We start from the raw sequence: 1128 nt of genomic DNA, 5'->3' as shown, positions 1-1128 counted from the left end.
GTCCGCAAGTGAGACATACATGACTGGCGCCGTGAAAGTCCGGTTTCGGAGTTTTCTGCTGCACACGCACAACATCGTAACTCAGCATTATTCCCCAGCGAAAACAATAAGCTTTCATACCAATAGGAAGTTTCGCTTTAACGTCATGGAATTCCTCTGATGCCTGTACGGGCCTCAACAAAGAGCCAATGGTCAGGAGGAAAGAACGTGAAAAGGCTGTAAGCAATCAGTTGGAGCGCCAGAAGAAGAGTTCCCAAAACAAAAACGAATCTGGTCTGACTGATCCCACTTGTGAGCAATAAGGCCGAAATTAACTGACCAACACAAATGGCAAAGACGAATGTGCCGATGTCCAGAAACAGCAAGTTACGGCCCAAGATGGCCGTGTAAGTTGTAAAGATTGTGACAATCAGCATTGCCGTAATTGCCAAGCTCACGCCTTTCGAACTCATCACATACCAACGACTTAAATTCGGCGGCAGCGGCATGAGGCAGGCCCAAAGCAGTCCGGGCCAAAAAGCCAACTTCAAGTGTTCCCATATTGCCTCATTGACGGCTGCCACGAGGGCCAAAGGTGTCCAGTTGCCGAGCCAGGCAAACGCAAAGTGCATAGCAGACCCGAGTAGGATCATGCAGAGCGCACCAATCGACTCAATTTGAAAAAGACGTGTCAAACTTTGCTCTATGGTTGGGCCTCCTTATTCCCCGGGTAGTTGGTCCCCGTATTTACTCCACACAAACATCAATGGCACCTGCTCGTATTTGACAGTCGAATTGAAGGGGCCGATACTCAGGCTCGTTGTGTTTATTTCAAAACTTAACGCGACCGTAGGGCGATGATAATGCCTGCTGAAGCAATAAAAATGATGCCAAGCACTTGCCAGCCACCGACCGGCTGGCCGAAAGCGAGCCACGCAAAGAGTGGACCAAAGATCATCACCGAATACTCGAAGACCGAGACATAAGATGGCTCACCTAGCTGATAGGCCTTGATGATCATGAACACCCCACAAACTGAACCGATGGCCTGCAGTAGGATTAGCGGCAAAGCATCCCACATCGGCCAAACCCATGGCCGGGTGAAGAACTGTACCTCGTCGCCCGGCTGCCACATTGGGAAGATCATCA

Annotated in this window: 2 protein-coding genes; both read right to left on the bottom strand. The window is 50.1% G+C overall.

Annotated features, from left to right (window positions below; all coding sequences use genetic code 11):
• Positions 1 to 143 precede the first annotated feature (143 nt).
• On the bottom strand, positions 144 to 674 hold the full coding sequence (locus tag AC2FIT_RS22530) for a DUF6512 family protein (RefSeq protein ID WP_496832650.1): 531 nt from the start codon (positions 672 to 674) through the stop codon (positions 144 to 146).
• A 143-nt stretch (positions 675 to 817) separates the two neighbouring features.
• Positions 818 to 1128 (bottom strand): EamA family transporter (locus AC2FIT_RS22525; RefSeq protein WP_496832648.1); only part of this gene is annotated, 311 nt, incomplete at its 5' end.

The organism is Ruegeria sp. YTSA135, from assembly GCF_059610165.1.
This window is presented reverse-complemented; position numbering and strand designations above follow the sequence as displayed.